Source organism: Paenibacillus xinjiangensis, assembly GCF_059686975.1.
The window spans coordinates 1-18,489 of record NZ_JCAALS010000001.1 but is presented as its reverse complement, the minus strand read 5'-3'; the positions used below and the strand labels follow the sequence as shown (position 1 = coordinate 18,489).

The window sequence follows — 18,489 nt, the reverse complement described above, 5'->3', positions numbered from 1 at the left end:
TATACATGAATCCATTATTAATTAATTCATATCAATTAACAAAATATTTGAATGCTTTACTAAGATTTTTTATTTATTATATTATAGACTTGAAAAATGTGCAATCGATTGCATGAATTACTCGAATTATTGTTTCTCTCTAGCTTCAACCATTACCGTCTATTTTATTCAAAAACATCTGCTTTGACTCCTTTATACCAAGTTCGCTCTAATATATTTTCGATATTTAGGAAATACAAAAAAGGTTCGATCAACTTTTCAAACAAGTTAATCGAACCTTTTTTTATGTTACTTCTCACCATTATCCTTAACTAGGATTCAATCAACTGTTCTCCGTCGTCACTCTAAGTGCCAATGGCATGATCGATAGAAGCTTCTTGAATATAACCGAATGCCCAATGCGTCATAGGAACATCCTTCCACTTCGGAGCCGCAACAGTCAGCGGTCCTCTGCCTAGCAGCTTAATGATCATCGTAACAGCTTCCGCACGGGTCAATTGTGCTTCCGGACGGAAGGTCCCATCCGAATAGCCACTAATGAGACCAGCTGCTTGCGCGCTTTCAATCGCTTCTTGCGCCCAATGGCCGGCTATATCAGAGAAGTTCTCTCCACTCGCAGCAGCTTCAGTATCGCCTTTCAAGCGGGCGATCAAAGCTGCCATTTCTGCACGTGTGATGGTTTGCTCCGGTTTGAAGCTGCCATCCGTATAACCCTGCATGAATCCTTGACCAATCTCATTCTTCGCCCAATGTGTCGCGGATACATCGGTGAAGCTGATCCATGTGCCAGTCGTTTGAGTCTGGATTACTCTTGCAGCAATTGCTGCGATCTCAGCGCGGGTAATGCTCTTGTCTGGATTGAATAAGCCACTCGCATAACCATTAATAAAAGCTTTGTGAGTGGAATCTGTATTTGAATCTCCCATTTGAACAATTGTAAATGTACTGAATTTGCTGATTGTGATACGCAAGCCTAACTTGCCTGACTCATCGTAAGTAACAACCTCACCTTGTACAAACTCTTTTGTACCATCGCTATGCTCGATGTATACGCCTAATTCGTCTAATTGCTGCTCAGTCAGCGCTGCATCACCAAGAGGCAATACCAGTGTAACTGGATGGCCTTGCAGATTCGTTTCAATCGTTACCGGACGACTAAGCAGAGCGGCACTCTTGCTGCCAATGGCAAGCTGTGCTCCTTGCTCTGTGGCACGCTGTTCAATCCCCTCACGCTCCGCATCATCTTTCACAGGAACAACACGGAAGTAAATGTCATTCTTCCAATCCTGCAAGGATTGGCTTGGAATATCGATGCGAACATTAGGAGAAGCAAGCTCAAGTGATACATTATTTTTCGCCAAAAGCGAAGTAGAGGCCTGCTGCAAGGTATCGACCCACCCGGATGTGCACATTATTTTTACAACGGCATATGCCGAATATGCGATTGAAGCTTTCGAGCTGCATTCACTCGATTATTTATTGAAGCCGATTAAGCTGAAGAGGTCGGACGGCTCGTGCAACGTCCACACCCTTCATTCCCGGCATTTCTATATCTAAGAAAACAACATCTATGTGCAGCTGCTTCATTTCCTCAATAGCTTGCAGCGGATTCCTATATCTACCTAAGATCTCCACATTGCCCAGCTGCTGAAGCATGATTTCTAGCATTACCAGCGCGTTTTCCTCATCATCAATCATTACGACGCGAATCATAGATGCTCCTCCAGTTTCCGTATGATCTTGTTCATCGCGACTGTATAATTCGACAATCTTCGAGAATTTCCTGCTCTCCCTGTTATTAATTCCCACCCCCCATTTCTCTCAAATAAAAAAACTACTCCCGATAACGAGAGTAGTCACAATGCCAGCTTCTTGGTGGGGGAGGGCTTATTCCCTTACCCACAGCATCATTTCCCCCTCGCCTCGGTTAGCCCAGGCAAAGTAAGGAATGAACGTCAGCTGCTCTTGCCGTGAATCCGCCGGATCGCTGCTATATATGCTTGTCGCTGCTTCAGTTGTCGTTCGCAGCCCCTGCGCTTCAATAACAGGGATGCCATCAAGCAGATTTTCTTCATCTCTCACATGTAAGGCAGCCTGACGCGGCAGCGATAACTCATGCAGATTCGCACCATTATCAGCTTCTTCTAGGCAGTATACGAGCGGTCCGCGCTGGAGCGCGACTTTACCAATATTGCCACGAATAAGGGGATGGCTGTACACTCGGCTAATTGGCATATCAAGCAGCAGCTCCACTGTATCGCCTGGCTGCCATATTCTAACGATAGGAGCATAGCCTTTCTCCAACTGAACGCTATAAGTTTCCCCATTCACAGCTATCGTGGCATTCGAGCACCAGTTCGGTATTCGTAGCGCAAGCGTGAACGCCAGAGCTTCATGTACATCTACCTCGAAGCTAATCCGTCCGTTCCAAGGATACTCCGATTGCTGCTTAAGCTTCACTTCATGGCCATCCTCTAGCAGCAGTTGAGCTTCTCCTCCTACATACAGATGGGTATATATCGTATCTTTCTTCATTGTATACACATATTCTCCGAGCGATGCCAGCAGACGCGCCACATTCGGTGGACAGCAAGCGCAGCCGAACCATTCCTGACGAACCGGCTTCACATGGTCGAACTTCTTGTTCATGCCTCCGCAAGCCTTCGGGTCTACCTCTAGCGGGTTTACGTAGAAGAAATGCTTGCCATCCCGCGACATTCCAGCAACCACTGTGTTGTAGAGCGCCCGCTCCATTACATCTGCATACCGGCTATCTGGCTCAATCAGAAGCATCCGATTAGCGAAGAAGATTAAGCCGATTGAGGCGCAGGTCTCTGCATAGGCCGTGTCGTTAGGCAGGTCGTAATCGAAGGAGAACGCCTCTCCTTGTGCCATTGAGCCAATACCGCCCGTGATATACATCTGCTTGTTCACCATGTTGTCCCACAGCCTGCGGCAAGCCTCCAGCAGCTGGATATCTCCCGTCTCCGCGGCAACATCTGCCATCCCAGCAAGCATATAGACGAATCTTACGGCATGTCCGACTGCTTGATCCTGTTCACGAACAGGCTTATGTGCTTGAAAATATTCATAATTGACTGTCTGTGATACGCCGCCCCATATCGACTTTCCTTCGCGATTAGCCAGCTCCTGCTGGTAAAACTCCGGATTCTGACCGCGCTGATCGATAAAATATTGACCAAGCTTCATATATTTCTCATTACCTGTAGCTTTATATAGCTTAACGAGTGCCAGCTCTATTTCCTGATGGCCGTCATAGCCTTGAAGCTTGCCTGGCTCTGTTCCGAATACGGTATCGATATAGTCCGCGAAGCGACTCACAATATCAAGAAGCTTTGTTTTGCCCGTAGCCTCATAATACGCAACTCCCGCTTCAATCATGTGGCCCGCACAATAAAGCTCATGGCATTCATTCAGGTTGGTCCATTTGCCCTCCGGCTCTTTGATCGTGAAGTAGGTATTCAAGTAACCGTTCTCATGCTGTGCCTGCTCAATAATATCGATCATGCCATCGGCAATCTGCTCAAGTGTCGGGTCCTTCTCGGTATTCAGCAAATACGCAACAGCCTCCAGCCATTTGGCAACATCGCTGTCTTGGAACACATAGCCGTGAAATTCACCCTGCTCCATACCTGCAGCAATTTTGAAATTCCGCACAGCGTGGCTCGGCTCCGCACCCTCTACAAGGTCATTCAGAGCATCCCATTGATAAGGCACTACGACATCGCGAACCAGCTTAATATAATAACTCCAGAATGGATCGTTAATTTGAACATTTTTAAGCGGAACCTTATGTGCTTTCTCTATCACTGCTAACTGCTTCATCCGTGATCGCCTCCATACAACTCTTATAATATTTCATACTGACATCCATTATTGTATTCTTTATAATAAAAGTTAAAAACGAATATAATCACCTTATTTATTATAAAATATCACACAGTATTGGAGGCTTGTGTCGATGCAGTATTCCTCAGAGCAGCTGCTCTTCCTAGCACCTCCCGCCCCTTATTTTCTAGAATGCGGAAGTGTCCGATATTTGCCAGGAGAAGCACATCCCAGCCGTCGCAATCTGGGTGTATTCGATCTTATTATTATCGAATCTGGATGCTTGCATATTGGCGAAGAAGACACAGAGTGGAGCTTGACTGCTGGTCAATCACTTCTTCTCCTTCCCAATCGTTATCATTATTCCGTTAAGCCTTGTACGGAAGAAACGACATTCTTCTGGATTCATTTCCACACGGTATGCGATTGGGTTGAGACGAATAGTGACAATATGATCATGGATATAGAGGGGCATGCCAGCAGGTTCCTCACCGCTCCGTATTCGCTTACCATTCCGAAGGTATGGACCCTTCCTCATCCCGAACTCATTCAGAAGCTAACACTGAAGCTGCTTCGTGCTTCAAGCGAGCGCCGCTCCAGCGCCTTCTGGATCAAGCAGCAGACGTTCGAGGAACTGCTGAAGCTGCTGGACTTACGTCAATTCGAGCAATATGAGAGTCCAGCCGTAACCGTAGCAGAAACAACGGAAGCTTATATTAAGAATAACTACCGCTCTGTTATTACGAGCGCTCTATTAACCGAAGAGCTGCATTTTCATTACAACTACATTACTCGCTGTATGAAGCAGGTGTATGGCATGACACCAATCGCCTTCTTGAGCCATTATCGGCTGGAGCAAGCGAAGCTGCTTCTGCTCAAGACAGATTGGCCCGTAGCAGAGATCGCCCGGTATGTCGGCTTCGAGAATACCCCTTATTTCTCCAGCTGCTTCACGAATGAAATCGGCATATCACCGATGAAGTACCGCAAGCAATTCATGCAAGGCTCAGCATCCGCACCGTCCACATCATCCCAGACAAAAAGAAGGTGAAGCAAATGGCTCCAACTGAGGAGTATGGCATATTCGGTTATCGATTCCAGGACACGGCTGTGCAGCCTGTCTATCAGCTATTCGCTGTCGGCTATGATAGAGTGACTGATCCTTCCTATGACTGGGATGGAATGAAACGAATAGACGGTCCGCTCTACTTATTTCAATATACACTGTCTGGCTGCGGCCATATCGACATTGGAGATCAGACCTTCAGCGTTCCAGCAGGAACGGCTTTTATGGTGGAAATCCCCGGACAGCACCGCTATTACTTGCCGCCAACCAGTCCGGAGTGGGAGTTTTATTTTATTTTGTTCAGGCAGCGTTATTTGGCAGAGCTGTGGGAAGAGCTCGTTCGCACCCTCTCTCCTCTTCCGCAGCTGGAAGCAGGGAGCGCACCTATTCGTATGCTTCAGCTCATCTATTCCGAAGCTCGGCTTGGACGGATTCAAGACACCTACCGCGCGTCATCACTCGTCTATCAGTTCATCATGGAGCTGAGCCGCTATGAGTCTGCACAACGCAAAGAGCGAGCGGGATGGCCTGATAAAGTAAAGCTTGCTGCCAATTATATGGAGCTTCATTATCATCGTCCAGAGAGCCTGGATGACATTGCCTCTGCCGCTGGCTCCTCCAAATTCCATCTGACGAGAACATTCACAGAGGCAACAGGCATGACACCGATCGCTTATTTGACCAAGCTTCGAATGGAACGCGCCGTACAGCTGCTTCGCAGATCTTCCTTGACCGTCGATGAAGTCGCCAGGGCAGTAGGCTTCGCCAGCGGCAGCTACTTCAGCAAAGTATTCCGCAGCTGGATCGGCTTCCCGCCAGGCGAATTTCGCAAAGCGAAAGAGCTTCCTTCTATTGACCGGTTTATGTTCGACTAACCAATGTGACCGCAATATTTTACATAGTACCGCAATACATTATGCTAGTATCGCTCTTCTACAGCCTATACCATAGGGATAAGGCTAGCTTATTACAGAAGGGAAGATTGCAAGCGATGAACCATCATACATTAGCATCAACACCACCAATGGGCTGGAACAGCTGGGATTGCTACGGAGCAAGCGTGAAGGAAGAGGAAGTACGCGCTAATGCGCAATATATGGCAGAGCACCTGAAGCCTTACGGCTGGGAATATGTCGTGGTCGATATCCAGTGGTATGAGCCTGGCGCTTATTCTTCAGCCTACCGTCCTTATGTGCCACTTGAGATGGATGAACATTCACGGCTCATTCCGGCAGTGAATCGCTTCCCATCCGCAGCGGACGGCAATGGCTTCAAGGCGCTTGCTGATTATGTTCATGGCCTCGGCTTGAAGTTCGGCATTCATATTATGAGGGGCATTCCTAGGCAAGCCGTTCATGCAGATACGCCTATTCTCGGCACTACTGCAACCGCACGCTCCATTGCTCAGACATGGACAGGCTCTATCTGTCCTTGGAATACCGATATGTATGGGGTAGACGCAAGCAAAGAAGGCGCTCAGAAATATTACAATTCCTTATTCAATCTCTATGCTTCGTGGGAAGTCGATTTCGTAAAAGTCGATGATATCGCCGCATCCCGCCTCTACGGAATTCGGATCGATGAAATTCAATTGATCCGTAATGCCATTGACCAATGCGGAAGGCCGATGGTACTCAGCCTATCACCAGGTCCTGCTCCAGTAGAGCATGCAGAGGAGCTTATCGCGAACGCGAATATGTGGCGGATAACCGATGATTATTGGGATCTCTGGCCGCTTCTGCATGATATGTTCGATCGCTGCGAGAAATGGGAGCCTCATGTTGGCGCAGGCCACTGGCCGGATTGCGATATGCTGCCGCTAGGCCATCTTGGTATCCGCTCCGTCGATGGCGGCGGTGCTGACAGATGGACACGGTTCACCAAGGATGAACAGCTGACGATGATGACGCTATGGTCGATCTTCCGCTCTCCGCTCATGTTCGGCGGCGAGATGAACGATAACGACGAGTGGACGCTGTCCCTGCTTACGAACCGTGAAGTGCTAGCCATGCACAGGACTAGTCATGGTGCTAGATTAGTATCGCGAGATATCGACCGGATCGTATGGACCGCGTCTAATGATGAAGGCAGCGTCTATGTCGCCCTGTTCAATGCAGGAGAAGAAGCCGATACGGTCAGCGTAACGCTTGAGCAGCTTGGTCTTAGCGGAGCAGCCGCTGTACCCGTGCGCGATCTCTGGAGAGGCGAGAGCCTCGGAGTTGTTGACAGCGAGCTGTCATTCGAGCTTGCCCCTCATGCTTCTATACTTGTGAAGCTATCTATATAGCTTATTTCTCCCCTCAGCGGCTTCGAAGCTGCTGAGGGTTTTTCTTTTTATCCTCACCGAAACAGAATCTAGATTTATCTAGCAAGCGTGTCTCTTAACCAGTCATAGGAATGTCTGCCGCTAATTTCATGTGCACCCGGGAATATATCCGTTGCCAGCTTCTCCTCTGCCCCCTCGGCTTGGTAGATGTCCCGAATGTCGGCAGCTGCCTTGCGGAATCCTGCTACCGGGAATATCGGATCATGCTCCCCTGACTCCAGAAACAGCGGGCGAGGAGCGATCAACCCAATCAGCTCTGGCAATTCCGCATGGACGAGCAGCCCTGGCGTGTAATTATCAATGCAATGATGAATTCCTAGAATACTGTCCTTGAAGGTATTGCTGAAGCCCGTTAGCACTGCAGCACGAATACGCTCCTCCAGCACCGCAGCAACATATCCGATCAATCCTCCGCCTGAGAAGCCCATTACGCCGATGCGTTCCGAATATACTTCTGGTCTAGCTGCGACATACTCCAATGCCTTTAATGCTTCCGCAGTCCGCAGCCCAATCAAGGTTTTGCCTAGCATCATAAGCTGAGTCGACAGCTTATAACAGGAGTTAGGGATATTGGGATTGCCTTCAACCTCTGATAGCAGTCGGCGTTCCCCGAAGCCGATAACATCTGGAGCAATGACCACCATCCCTCGTCGTACTAGCTGCACGGCAAAATGCTGATGGATGTTAGGCTCCCCTTCATCAACAGAGCCATCTGGCAGCAGTCCTACAATTTCTCTGCTTCCATAGCCATGTCCATGTATAGCAAGTACAGCTGGAAGTGGTCCTTCCACATCCTGCGGCAGCAGCACATAGGCACCGAATGTCAGATCCGGTGTAGCTGACAGCTCAATTCGTTCTCGAACATAACCGTCGCACTGCACACGCTCCAGAAGCACTGGCGTATGACCTTGGTTCGGCTCAAAGCTGCCTATCGCTTCCTGCAGCGCTCCCTTCAGTCTCGCCTTTCTTTCTACAGCTGTGCACGCTTGCCTGCTCTCTTCATGAGCAGCAATAGCCTCTTCATATAACCGATTTAATAATGAATCCCCATTCCACATGGATGGCAGCCCCCTGACCAAATAAGTAGTCCTTACGAGTAAGCTTGTTCTAGCCTAATACGTCAAATGAGTATGCGCTTTCATTGTACTTCATATTACATGTAACAGGAATGATGTTTTATCAGCTTTTTCAATGGTTATTAGTCCCGTCATTTGCCTGTTGTATTTTTATTAACATTAATGTATATTTATACATTATAACGTGCATACGGAGGTTTGATATTGATGTCCCAGCCTGTAACAGCCAGCTTGCTTGAGAAAGCTGAGCAATCTATACTTTTCACCATTAAGCGCCCTTCCCTCGTGATGGAACGCGGAGAAGGCATGTATTTGTGGGATACCGAGCATAAATCCTATTTGGATTTCATTGGCGGCTGGGCTGTTACTAGTCTAGGACATTCGCCAGCTATCCTGCGTGAAGCTCTGCTCAAGCAATCGGGGGAGTTAGTGAATGTAAGCCCTGCTTATCACAACAAACCCATGATTGAATTCGCCGAGCTGCTAACGAGCGTATCCGGCCTAGATAAAGTGTTCTTCGGGAGCAGCGGCGCGGAAGCTAATGAAAGTGCAATCAAGCTCGCACGTAAGCACGGGGCAGTGAATCTGAACGGGGCTTATGAGATTATTACGCTAACGAACAGCTTCCATGGAAGAACGCTGGCGATGATGTCCGCAACGGGCAAATCGCAGTGGGATAGCTTATATGAGCCGAAGGTTCCGGGCTTCAAGCATGTTCCCATTAATGATTTCGACGCTTGCTTCTCTGCTATTAATGAGAATACTTGTGCGATCATGTTGGAGCTTGTTCAGGGAGAGGGCGGCGTTCATGCTGTAGATGGTCCTTACCTGCAAGCCATACGCAAAGCATGCGATATCTACGGTATCATGCTCATATTCGACGAGGTACAGACCGGACTCGGAAGAACAGGCGAGCTGTTCGCTCATGAGCATTATGATATTAAACCGGACGTAATGACACTTGGCAAAGGAATCGGCGGCGGCTTCCCTTTATCTGCCATGCTTACGAGCAAGAAATTCGATCTATTCGAGCCTGGCGATCAAGGCAGCACCTATACAGGTACTCCGCTCGCAATGGCAGTTGGCAAAGCGGTTGTTGAAGAAATTATGAAGCAGGATTTATCCGGCAATGCCGAGCAGCAGGGCAGCTACATCATCAGCCAGTTGCAGAAGCTGTCCACCGAGTATCCGATAACGGATATTCGCGGTAAGGGCTTAATGCTTGCTTTTGAAGTGCCAGAGGGCTATGCTCCCATTCTAGTAGACCTCTGCTTAGAGGAAGGACTGCTCATCAATTCACCCAAGGCCTCTACAATTAGGCTCATGCCAGCATTAATCGTGACGAAGCAAGAATGTGATAGAATGCTTGAATTATTGACGTTATGCTTGAATAAAGCCGGACTCAGGGCCAAGACCCAACTAGCCTTATAAGGAGTGAATAATTATAAAAAAACAGCTGAAGGAGTCGAAGCTCCATCAGCTGTTTGTTCTGCTATAATCTAGCCTACAATATGGTAACCTGCATCCACGTGAAGAACCTCGCCAGTAATCCCTCTCGACAGCTTGCTGATCAAGAACAGCGTAGCATCGCCGACTTCCTCTTGATCCACATTGCGGCGGAGCGGCGCTTTCTCTTCGATCGTCGACAGAATGTCGTTGAAGCCCGAGACTCCCTTGGCCGAGAGGGTCCGAATAGGACCAGCAGAGATTGCATTGACTCTAATGCCATACTTGCCGAGATCCTCAGCCAAATATCTCACATTCGCTTCAAGAGCAGCTTTGGCAACTCCCATGACATTGTAGTTTTTCACAGCACGCTCAGCCCCGATATAGGATTGCGTCACGATGCTGCCGCCCTCTGTCATCAGCTTCTTCGCTTCCCGCGCTACAGCTACCAATGAATACGAGCTGGAATTCTGGGCTTGTAGGAAGACTTCTCTTGATGTCTCCGAGAATCCGCCTTGAAGTCCCTCTTTCTCCGCGTATGCCACAGAATGAACCAAACCATGGATCGTGCCTACCGATTCGCCAATACGAGCGAAGGCAGCTTCTACACTGCTGTCATCAAGCACATCACAAGAGACAGTGAGCAGTGGTTCAATCGTATGTTCATTCAGAAGCTTCGTCAGCTTCTCCAGTGATCTCTCTTTGCGATATGTAAAAATCAGCTTAGCTCCCTCAGCATGCAGCGACTTCGCTATGCCCCAGGCGATACTTCTCTCGTTGGCAACGCCCATTACGACAACGATTTTATTTTCCATCAAGTTCGACAATTGTTGTTCCTCCATCTAGGTTGAGAATGAAATCTTACACTGTACCAGCTTGATCCATTATATGCTCTATAACCGCTGTAATCAATCAATAGTCGGATAGCGGACGACCCTCTTCCCCATAGAAACGCCAAAAAACCGCATGGCAGCTGTTTCCCCTAAGGGTCAACAAGCGCCGATGCGGCTTCCAGCTATTCAATTAGAATCTGAAATAGTGCTTCGCATTATAATAAGACACATTACGAACGATTTCCTCTAGCAGCTCTGTATCATTAGGCGCTTCGCCATTCTCCACCCATTCACCGAGCAGATTGCACAGAATTCTGCGGAAGTATTCATGTCTTGTATAAGAGAGGAAGCTGCGCGAATCCGTAAGCATGCCGACGAATCGGCTGAGCAGACCAAAATTCGCTAATACCTTCATCTGTGTGAGCATGCCATCTTTCGTATCATTGAACCACCAAGCCGAGCCTAGCTGTATTTTACCTGGAATGCCATCACCCTGGAAGCTTCCGATAATGGAGCCTAACACCTCATTGTCCATCGCATTCAAGGAATACACGATCGTACGAGGAAGAAGATCCTCAGAAGCCAAGGCATCCAGCAGCTTAACTAGCGGATAAGCAACTGGGCTGTCATTAATAGAATCATACCCCGTATCCGGACCTAGACGTGCAAGCATGCGTGAGTTATTGCCTCTAGCGGCATTAATATGCAGCTGCATAGCCCAGCCTCGCTCCGCATACTGCTTGCCAAGAAAGATAAGCGTGTAGGTCTTATATTTCTTCTCTTCTTCCAGAGTAACGGTGCTTCCGGTCAACGCTTTGGAGAAAATAAGAGCCGCTTCCTCCTTCGTCGTCTCCGCGTAAGGCACATAATCAAGCGCATGATCGGATACGAGACAGCCTGCTTCATGGAAGAAGCTGACTCTCGCCTCAAGCGCCGATAGTAGTGCATCATAGCTGTCTATCTTACTGCCAGCTGCTTGCGCAAGCTTCTCAACCCATTCTAGGAAGCCCGCACGATTAATCTCAAGGGCTTTGTCTGGACGGAATGAAGGCAATACTTTCATGTTGAAATCAGGCAATTCTTTGATCAGAAGATGGTATTCCAGTGAATCCGCCGGATCATCTGTCGTACAGATGACCTCTACCTTGGAGTTCACAATCAAATCTCGGGCACGGAAGCCATCACCTGCAAGCTTGGCATTAACCTTCTCCCAGATCGCAGGAGCATTCTTCTCATTAATCAGCTCATAGACGCCGAAGAACCGCTGCAGCTCGAGATGAGACCAATGATAGAGCGGATTGCCAATCGTCTGAGGTACGGTCCTCGCCCATGCTGCGAACCGGTCGTAGTCAGACACGCCCTCGCCGCCAGTAACGAATGCTTCCTCAGTGCCATTCGCACGCATAGCCCGCCATTTGTAATGATCGCCGTACAGCCAAGCCTCCGTCAGATTAGAGAAGCTGATGTTCTCATAAATTTGCTGTGGACTAAGATGGCAGTGATAATCAATAATCGGCAAATCCTTCGCTACATGGTGATAGAGATGCACCGCTGTTTCATTCGTTAACAAAAAGTTATCATCTAGAAATGATTTCACTTGTACCTTACCCCCTCCCAAACTTCACCAAATCATCAACCTTGACTGCTTCACCAGTCTGAATGGAGCGATTCGCAGCAATCCCTGTCAATATCGATCTAGCACCATCTACATGATTCGCCGCACGATTGAATGGATCCTCTACTGGAGTGCCAAAAAGATCGTTCAGCAGCACAGGATCGCCGCCGCCGTGACCGCCAATGCCTTCCTCGACCTCAACCTCATAGGGAGCCGCGAACATCGGATATACGGTCATCGTCTTGCCCTTCAGCGCGCCCTCTTGTGATTTCTCACCGCCTGCGTTCACGTAAGACTGCTCAACGATCGTCATTTCCATCCGGCCCTTCGTTCCGTTGAAGGCAATGCGATACCCTTCCCAAGGCAGATACGCGTTAAGGGAATACGTCAGAATCGCATTATTCTTATATCGCACCATGACACCCATCGTATCCTCAATGTTAATACCATCTCCGAACACGCTTTGGTCACGACGGTAGCCATCCTCATGCTCAGCATCCAGATACAGCCCTTTCAACTGCTCATTGGAATCCAAATGGAGGGCAAAAGGATCATCCTTCGCATGCGGATTGCCTGTTGCACGTTCATAGAACTGCGTCACACCGCGCTGCTCAGCATTTTCTCTACCGTAATAGAGCAAATCTCCGAATGCGAATACGGTTTCTGGCTGCGAACCAATCCAGAAGTTGACCAGATCGAAGTGATGCGTGGATTTGTGTACGAGCAGGCCCCCGCTATTGCGTTTGTCGCGGTGCCAACGACGGAAGTAGTCTGCTCCATGCTGCGTGTTCAGCAGCCATTCGAAATGCACCGAATTGACTTTACCGATCACACCACTCGCAATCAGCTCTCTTGCCTTCGTATGATGCGGCGCATAGCGGTAATTGAACGTTACTCTCACGTTCTTGCCCGTGCGCTCTACAGTATCGATAATTTCTTGGCATTTCTTCTCATCAACAGTCATTGGCTTCTCAGTAATAACGTCACAGCCAAGCTCAAGCGCGCGAATAATGTACGTATGATGCGTGCGGTCTACGCTTGTCACGATAACGGTATCAGGCTTCTCCGCTTCAATCATGTTATCGAATTCGTCGGATTTATAAGTACGAACAGCATGATAGTTATATTTGTCCGTCAGTCTTTTGTTCGCATAGTTCATACGAGTCTGGTTAATATCACAAAAAGCGAGCAGCTCCGATGTGTCCTTGAAATCGGTTGCAATCGCGGAATAAAAAAACTCGGCCCTTCCTCCGGTTCCGACTAATACATACTTTTTCTTTGCACTCATTGCAGCTCACCCTTTTGGTTTTATTTATGATTATAGTGCTATCTTAACGCATATGATGCTATAATTCTCCTCAAATAGTGCTTGAAAATGACCAAACCCCGCTTTTCTTGCGATTGAGAGATAGAAGAAAGGGCTGATTACGATAGCGAACACACTCGAAGCACTGCTGAGCTATGGAAGCATTAATGACCTTTTCATTGAATATGTGAAGCGTCCCGAGCCCTATACAATGGATGATGACCATTATCATGACTATTATGAAGTCTACTACCTATTGTCCGGCAAGCGGATATACTTCGTAAGAGACCGCTCCTATTCGATTGAACAAGGCGATCTTGTGTTTATTCCCAAGCATCATGTTCACAAAACATTGTTCGCAGGAGCTGCCGCTAACGAGCGTGTCCTCATTCATTTGAATGACCGCTTTATTCAGAGCATTGCCTCTGAGCCGGGACATGAAGCGCTTCTGCTCAGCCCTTTTCAGCAGGATATTCATGTTCTAAGGCTTCCCCGTCAAGAGCAGCTGATGATGGATCAGCTCATCCGGCGCATAGTCAGTGAGATTCAAGACAAGCCGCCTGGCTACAGCCTATATCCAAGGGCTGCCGTTACCGACCTGCTGCTGCAGGTTGCCAGGTATTTGCTCCTGCATGAGCCCGTTCCATTGGATCACGCTACACCTACGCATGCCAAAATCTCTGAAATCGTCCGCTATATCAATAACCATTTTGCAGAGCCGCTGCGACTCGGCTTACTCGCCGAGCAGTTTTATATCAGCTCCTATTATTTAAGTCGAATGTTCAAGGAGATTACCGGCTTTGCATTCTCCGATTATGTATCCATTACACGAATCAAGGAAGCTCAGCGCTTGCTGCGCGAGACGGATCTGCCGATCACAGACATTGCTGCTGCTATCGGATTCGATAATTTCTCCCATTTTGGCAAGACATTCAAGAAAATAACGCATTCCTCTCCACGCGACTATCGCAACCGTCTATGATGTCGTAATTTTATATAGTGCAAGTCATATATTTGAACTAAAATAATAGCGAATAATATGTTAGATTTACTGTGTTGTCTCAATATTGTATATTATGGCGCCTAAGGGAGATGGACAAATGCTACGAATTGGTAAGATCAGCTATTGGCATGTACACGCTTGGGATTATACAAAGCAAGCACAGCAGCATCCGGATACTGAAATTGTAGCCGTGTGGGACGAGCTTCCTGAACGTGGCCGTGCAGCCGCTGATAAGCTTGGCGTTACCTTCTACGAGAATCTGGAGGAGCTGCTGCAGCAGCCTGATATCGATGCTGTTATCGTAGACGCGCCTACTCATATACACCGTGACGTTATGATCGCCGCGGCGCTTGCAGGCAAGCATATTTTTACAGAAAAGGTTATCGCTCCAACTATCAAGGAGGTCAATGAAATAATTGCTCAGATTACGAGCAGCGAAGTGAAGCTGACCGTATCACTGCCGCGGCTTAATGAGCCCTATACCATTGCCATTCGTGATATTCTGCAGCAAGGACTGGTGGGCAAGGTTACTCAGGTAAGATGTCGACTATCGCATGACGGGGCCGTAAGAGATTGGCTTCCGCAGCATTTCTACAATCTCGAACAATGTGCAGGCGGAGCCTTAATCGACCTAGGCTGTCATCCCATGTACCTGACCAGTCTGTTTCTTGGAGAAACGCCTGTCGATGTATCCGCACAATTCGGTTATATCACTGGCAAAGAAGTTGAAGACAATGCGGTAGCGCTTCTGTCTACAGAGTCTGGCGCGATCGGTATTGTGGAAGCAGGCTTCGTTAACCCTTACTCTCCATTCACGATTGAAGTACAAGGCACCAAGGGGACCTTGCTCTATGGGACGCCTGATGCCAAGCTGCTTATTCGCACGAATGCTGACCCAAACCGATTCGCCCCAGAGCAATGGCATGATCTACCGCTTCCTGCACCAGTAGTAAGCGCTTTCGAGCAATGGGTCGAACATATTCAGAATGACACGGTTGCTGAGGAAAATATTGCGGTAGCCGTACAGCTTACCCAGCTGATGGAAGCAGCGAACCGATCTGTGCGCGATAATCGTGCGGTCAAGTTATCCGAGCTGGAGCAATAAGCCATGTTTCCCTATGAAGTTATGGAGGAGCGTCAGGACGCATTGGAGCGGCTGGAATTGTGTATTCGCTGGGGATATTACGACATTCATGTGCTTCGCTTCCATCTTACTCAGTTCCCGCCAGGCAAAATTCTAAACTTCCATAAGCATGCCGAATTTGAGTTTCATTTCATCCCAAGAGGCAAAGGAACGGTCATCCTTGTTGATGAGCCTTACTCACTAAGAGCAGGCCAATTCTATCTGACTGGGCCAGACGTGCTCCATTATCAAGAAGCCGATCCTAATGAAGCCATGGATGAGCTGTGTCTACACGTAGACTTTATCGACCGCAGGAACGAGCAAGCTGACGGCTCCCTACCTGAGGAGATTGATCAATGGGAAATAGCTGAGGCTGATGATTGCATCAACAAGCTTAGAACACTCCCGCTCTTCCCAACCTTCGACGTGCATCAGGCCATGCCACTGTTCCTGCAAGCTTATGAAGCTTGCAGCAGTAATTTCACAGGAAGCTACACGACGATTAAGCAGAATGTCATTCAAATTTTGCTCAGAGCTGTTCGCGCATACGACACGGTTAAAGCACAGGAGCAGCCTCAGCTGCCAACTCGCGATATGAAGGCTTACCGCTATCGTCTTGCCCTTGAATATATGCAGGCCAATTATGCAGGCATCGTGACGCTTGAGGATATTGCAGATAAGCTCAACCTAAGCTCGCGGCATATTCAAAGAATATTCAAGCAGGCAGGAGATGGCAGATCGTTCAGCGAAACGCTGGAGGAGATCCGATTAAAGGCCGTGTGCCGCACACTGGATGAGAGCACACAGCCGATTGAGCAAATCGCCAAAGTAACAGGCTTTGCCAACGGCAACTATCTGCATGCCGTATTCCGCAAGAAATTCAGAATGACGCCTTCAGAATATCGCCTTCGGCAAGCAGTCAGCTCAACAAATTAGAGGAGGAAATCATTATGTCTCATACACATCGAATTGGAATTATAGGCTGCGGCGGTATCGCGAACGGCAAGCATCTGCCTAGTCTTAGCAAGCTGAACCATGTAGAAATCGTAGCTTTTTGCGATATTGAAGTACATCGCGCAGAAGAAGCAGCTGCTAAATATGGCATCGAGGGCGCCCTTGTAACGGCCGATTACCAAGAACTGCTGAAGGACAGCTCGATTGAAATTATTCACGTCTGTACGCCTAATGACTCCCACGCCGATATCGCTATTGCCGCTCTGGAAGCTGGCAAGCATGTGATGTGCGAGAAGCCAATGGCCAAAACAGCCGAGGATGCAGCGCGTATGGTCGAAGCAGTGAAACGAACCGGCAAAAAGCTGACCATTGGCTACAACAACCGCTTCCGTGCAGACAGTCAATATCTGAAGACCGTATGCGAGGCTGGTGAGCTTGGCGAGGTTTATTATGCCAAAGCCCATGCGATTCGTCGCCGCGCCGTACCGACTTGGGGCGTATTCCTGGACGAGGAGAAGCAAGGCGGCGGACCGCTTATCGATATCGGAACGCATGCGCTTGATCTGACGCTGTGGATGATGGACAATTACAAGCCTAAGGTTGTGCTTGGCACAGCTTATCATAAGCTATCCCAGCGTGAGAATGCGGCGAATGCTTGGGGACCATGGGACCCTGCTAAATTCACGGTAGAAGATTCGGCATTCGGCATGATTGTTATGGAGAATGGCGCAACGATTGTGCTTGAGTCCAGCTGGGCTCTCAATACGCTAGACGTTGATGAGGCCAAGTGTACGCTCTCCGGAACAGAAGGCGGAGCGGATATGAAGGGTGGCCTTCGCATTAACGGCGAGAAGCACAGCCGCTTGTATACGAATGAGATCGAGCTTAAATCCGGCGGAGTTGCCTTCTACGATGGAGCGACAGACAATGCCCCTGAGCTTGAGATGAGAATGTGGATCAAAGCGATTGAAGAGGATACGGACCCGGTTGTTACTCCTGAGCAAGCTTACGTTGTATCGCAAATTCTTGAAGCGATCTATGAATCATCCCGCACAGGCAAAGCCGTATATCTGTAGCAGCAAGCTCGCTTGCTAACGGTCCTTCTTATGTCCTACTATTAGAAGTAATCGGGAAGCAGACAAGGAGATTGAGCCTATGATCACAACGCTGGCACTTATCGTGCGTCCTACAGAGATCGACGTCAACGGCCATGTGAATAACGCCAAATATTTGGAGTATCTCGAATGGGGCCGCGAGGAATGGTACGAGGCAGGCAATCTGCAGTATGATGTGCTGAAGCAACTAGGCTGCCAGACGGTTACGGTTAACATTAACATCAATTACCGCAAGGAATGCCTGCAAGGCGATTGCCTGACGGTGTTAACCTCACCGCAATCCGTTGGACGCAGCAGCTTCGTCCTCTCCCAGAGAATCGTCAATGAAGCCGGCGAGCTCTGTGCCGATGCTCTGATTACAAGCGTCGCACTGGACGTGGAGACGAGGCGCAGCCGGCCTGTTCCGGATCAGCTTCGCCAGCTGTTCAGTTAAATATTTCACTAGAAAACGGTCAATTCTCCCGCCATGCCTAGATTAATTTGCGGGAGATTGGCTGTTTTTTTCTATCGCTAACTCTGGCTGTTAGGGTGTTGACCGCTAGCCATTTTCTCAAGTCTTGAGCAGCTGCAGCCTTTAGTATCCAGGTTCGGATTCAGCTGATTTGACTGTATTCTATACAATCTAATTAGGTTTTCGTCCTTAACAGCATCCATAGATTGTATTCTTGCAGCTAGAATAAAAAGTGGACACTCGTTAAGTGTATGAGGATAATGACAATAACGAGAAGGGGTGTCCTGTATGGAGAAACAACCACGTAATCAATATACAGAAGAGTT

Annotated in this window: 16 protein-coding genes; 9 read left to right on the top strand and 7 right to left on the bottom strand. The window is 48.4% G+C overall.

Annotation, left to right across the window (positions count from 1 at the left end):
• Positions 1-344: 344 nt before the first annotated feature.
• From AC6ESP_RS00080 to AC6ESP_RS00070, 3 genes are all read right to left on the bottom strand, one after another.
• A complete protein-coding gene (locus tag AC6ESP_RS00080; RefSeq protein WP_497094987.1) occupies positions 345-926 on the bottom strand; it encodes an S-layer homology domain-containing protein in 582 nt (193 codons plus the stop codon).
• A 550-nt stretch (positions 927-1,476) separates the two neighbouring features.
• Positions 1,477-1,656 (bottom strand): LytR/AlgR family response regulator transcription factor, encoded by a 180-nt coding sequence (locus tag AC6ESP_RS00075; RefSeq protein ID WP_497094986.1) that lies wholly within the window; start codon positions 1,654-1,656, stop codon positions 1,477-1,479.
• A gap of 231 nt (positions 1,657-1,887) precedes the next feature.
• Positions 1,888-3,846, bottom strand: coding sequence for a glycoside hydrolase family 127 protein (locus AC6ESP_RS00070; protein WP_497094632.1), 1,959 nt, complete (start codon positions 3,844-3,846; stop codon positions 1,888-1,890).
• Between the two features lie 136 nt (positions 3,847-3,982).
• Between AC6ESP_RS00070 and AC6ESP_RS00065 the strand changes: the two genes are divergently transcribed.
• The 3 genes from AC6ESP_RS00065 (at position 3,983) to AC6ESP_RS00055 (ending at position 7,202) form a co-directional block, all read left to right on the top strand.
• A complete protein-coding gene (locus AC6ESP_RS00065) occupies positions 3,983-4,900 on the top strand; it encodes a helix-turn-helix transcriptional regulator (protein WP_497094631.1) in 918 nt (305 codons plus the stop codon).
• A 5-nt stretch (positions 4,901-4,905) separates the two neighbouring features.
• Positions 4,906-5,790: an AraC family transcriptional regulator gene (locus tag AC6ESP_RS00060; protein WP_497094630.1), complete on the top strand. Its 885-nt coding sequence runs from the start codon at positions 4,906-4,908 to the stop codon at positions 5,788-5,790.
• A gap of 116 nt (positions 5,791-5,906) precedes the next feature.
• Positions 5,907-7,202, top strand: a complete 1,296-nt coding sequence (locus AC6ESP_RS00055; RefSeq protein WP_497094629.1) for a glycoside hydrolase family 27 protein — start codon at positions 5,907-5,909, stop codon at positions 7,200-7,202.
• A gap of 74 nt (positions 7,203-7,276) precedes the next feature.
• Here the strand turns inward: AC6ESP_RS00055 and AC6ESP_RS00050 are convergent, their stop codons facing one another.
• Positions 7,277-8,299 (bottom strand): dienelactone hydrolase family protein, encoded by a 1,023-nt coding sequence (locus AC6ESP_RS00050; RefSeq protein ID WP_497094628.1) that lies wholly within the window; start codon positions 8,297-8,299, stop codon positions 7,277-7,279.
• Positions 8,300-8,524: 225 nt separating this feature from the next.
• Between AC6ESP_RS00050 and AC6ESP_RS00045 the strand changes: the two genes are divergently transcribed.
• The gene (locus AC6ESP_RS00045; protein WP_497094627.1) at positions 8,525-9,748 is read left to right on the top strand and encodes an aspartate aminotransferase family protein; all 1,224 of its coding nucleotides are present in this window, start codon (positions 8,525-8,527) and stop codon (positions 9,746-9,748) included.
• Positions 9,749-9,816: 68 nt separating this feature from the next.
• Here the strand turns inward: AC6ESP_RS00045 and fabI are convergent, their stop codons facing one another.
• The 3 genes from fabI to AC6ESP_RS00030 form a co-directional block, all read right to left on the bottom strand.
• Positions 9,817-10,605 carry an enoyl-ACP reductase FabI gene (gene fabI / locus AC6ESP_RS00040; RefSeq protein ID WP_497094626.1) on the bottom strand — a complete coding sequence of 263 codons (789 nt, stop codon included), beginning with the start codon at positions 10,603-10,605 and terminating at the stop codon, positions 9,817-9,819.
• Between the two features lie 181 nt (positions 10,606-10,786).
• Positions 10,787-12,193: a glucuronate isomerase gene (gene uxaC / locus AC6ESP_RS00035; RefSeq protein ID WP_497094625.1), complete on the bottom strand. Its 1,407-nt coding sequence runs from the start codon at positions 12,191-12,193 to the stop codon at positions 10,787-10,789.
• A 7-nt stretch (positions 12,194-12,200) separates the two neighbouring features.
• Complete coding sequence (locus AC6ESP_RS00030) at positions 12,201-13,499, bottom strand: Gfo/Idh/MocA family protein (RefSeq protein WP_497094624.1); 1,299 nt, start codon at positions 13,497-13,499, stop codon at positions 12,201-12,203.
• Positions 13,500-13,704: 205 nt separating this feature from the next.
• On the opposite strand from AC6ESP_RS00030, the gene AC6ESP_RS00025 reads away from it, so the two are divergent.
• From AC6ESP_RS00025 to AC6ESP_RS00005, 5 genes are all read left to right on the top strand, one after another.
• Positions 13,705-14,499 carry a helix-turn-helix domain-containing protein gene (locus AC6ESP_RS00025; RefSeq protein ID WP_497094623.1) on the top strand — a complete coding sequence of 265 codons (795 nt, stop codon included), beginning with the start codon at positions 13,705-13,707 and terminating at the stop codon, positions 14,497-14,499.
• A 118-nt stretch (positions 14,500-14,617) separates the two neighbouring features.
• Complete coding sequence (locus AC6ESP_RS00020) at positions 14,618-15,625, top strand: Gfo/Idh/MocA family protein (RefSeq protein WP_497094622.1); 1,008 nt, start codon at positions 14,618-14,620, stop codon at positions 15,623-15,625.
• A gap of 3 nt (positions 15,626-15,628) precedes the next feature.
• On the top strand, positions 15,629-16,579 hold the full coding sequence (locus tag AC6ESP_RS00015) for an AraC family transcriptional regulator (protein ID WP_497094621.1): 951 nt from the start codon (positions 15,629-15,631) through the stop codon (positions 16,577-16,579).
• A 14-nt stretch (positions 16,580-16,593) separates the two neighbouring features.
• Positions 16,594-17,673 (top strand): Gfo/Idh/MocA family protein, encoded by a 1,080-nt coding sequence (locus tag AC6ESP_RS00010; protein WP_497094620.1) that lies wholly within the window; start codon positions 16,594-16,596, stop codon positions 17,671-17,673.
• A 79-nt stretch (positions 17,674-17,752) separates the two neighbouring features.
• A complete protein-coding gene (locus AC6ESP_RS00005) occupies positions 17,753-18,145 on the top strand; it encodes an acyl-CoA thioesterase (protein ID WP_497094619.1) in 393 nt (130 codons plus the stop codon).
• Positions 18,146-18,489 lie beyond the last annotated feature (344 nt).

Bases quoted from the DNA above. Each gene is read 5' to 3' on its own strand.
- AC6ESP_RS00080 (WP_497094987.1), bottom strand. From the start codon at position 926: ATGGGAGATTCAAATACAGATTCCACTCACAAAGCTTTTATTAATGGT.
- AC6ESP_RS00075 (WP_497094986.1), bottom strand. From the start codon at position 1,656: ATGCTTCAGCAGCTGGGCAATGTGGAGATCTTAGGTAGATATAGGAAT.
- AC6ESP_RS00070 (WP_497094632.1), bottom strand. From the start codon at position 3,846: ATGAAGCAGTTAGCAGTGATAGAGAAAGCACATAAGGTTCCGCTTAAA.
- AC6ESP_RS00065 (WP_497094631.1), top strand. From the start codon at position 3,983: ATGCAGTATTCCTCAGAGCAGCTGCTCTTCCTAGCACCTCCCGCCCCT.
- AC6ESP_RS00060 (WP_497094630.1), top strand. From the start codon at position 4,906: ATGGCTCCAACTGAGGAGTATGGCATATTCGGTTATCGATTCCAGGAC.
- AC6ESP_RS00055 (WP_497094629.1), top strand. From the start codon at position 5,907: ATGAACCATCATACATTAGCATCAACACCACCAATGGGCTGGAACAGC.
- AC6ESP_RS00050 (WP_497094628.1), bottom strand. From the start codon at position 8,299: ATGTGGAATGGGGATTCATTATTAAATCGGTTATATGAAGAGGCTATT.
- AC6ESP_RS00045 (WP_497094627.1), top strand. From the start codon at position 8,525: ATGTCCCAGCCTGTAACAGCCAGCTTGCTTGAGAAAGCTGAGCAATCT.
- fabI (WP_497094626.1), bottom strand. From the start codon at position 10,605: ATGGAGGAACAACAATTGTCGAACTTGATGGAAAATAAAATCGTTGTC.
- AC6ESP_RS00030 (WP_497094624.1), bottom strand. From the start codon at position 13,499: ATGAGTGCAAAGAAAAAGTATGTATTAGTCGGAACCGGAGGAAGGGCC.
- AC6ESP_RS00020 (WP_497094622.1), top strand. From the start codon at position 14,618: ATGCTACGAATTGGTAAGATCAGCTATTGGCATGTACACGCTTGGGAT.
- AC6ESP_RS00015 (WP_497094621.1), top strand. From the start codon at position 15,629: ATGTTTCCCTATGAAGTTATGGAGGAGCGTCAGGACGCATTGGAGCGG.
- AC6ESP_RS00010 (WP_497094620.1), top strand. From the start codon at position 16,594: ATGTCTCATACACATCGAATTGGAATTATAGGCTGCGGCGGTATCGCG.
- AC6ESP_RS00005 (WP_497094619.1), top strand. From the start codon at position 17,753: ATGATCACAACGCTGGCACTTATCGTGCGTCCTACAGAGATCGACGTC.